1 protein-coding gene is annotated in these 229 nt (G+C 34.1%); it reads right to left on the bottom strand.

All coding sequences use genetic code 11. The annotated features are described in order from the left end of the window. A partial coding sequence (locus ACVA6Q_RS25015) for a histidine phosphatase family protein (RefSeq protein WP_446649278.1) occupies nucleotides 1-229 on the bottom strand: 229 nt, incomplete at both ends.

Genomic DNA, 229 nt, shown 5'->3' with positions numbered 1-229 from the left:
ACTTTCTCCTTCAGGCGCTTTTTGTGAAAAACTATGACGAAAGTCTTTAAAGTTTGGATCATTGAAATATTTTTCATATTTCGGATTCGCACTGATTTCATCTTTATATTCACCCTCAAATACGCCAAGTGAACGTTCTCTTAATAGAGGGGTAGTCGTTGATGCAATGTCATATGGAAAAATATGTTCAAACGTTTGCTGTGTTCTTAATAAGTCTGAAACATATACA

This window comes from Vibrio sp. DNB22_10_4 (genome assembly GCF_052879755.1).
Note: the sequence above shows the minus strand (reverse complement) of the source record. Positions and strands in the feature narration are given on the sequence as shown.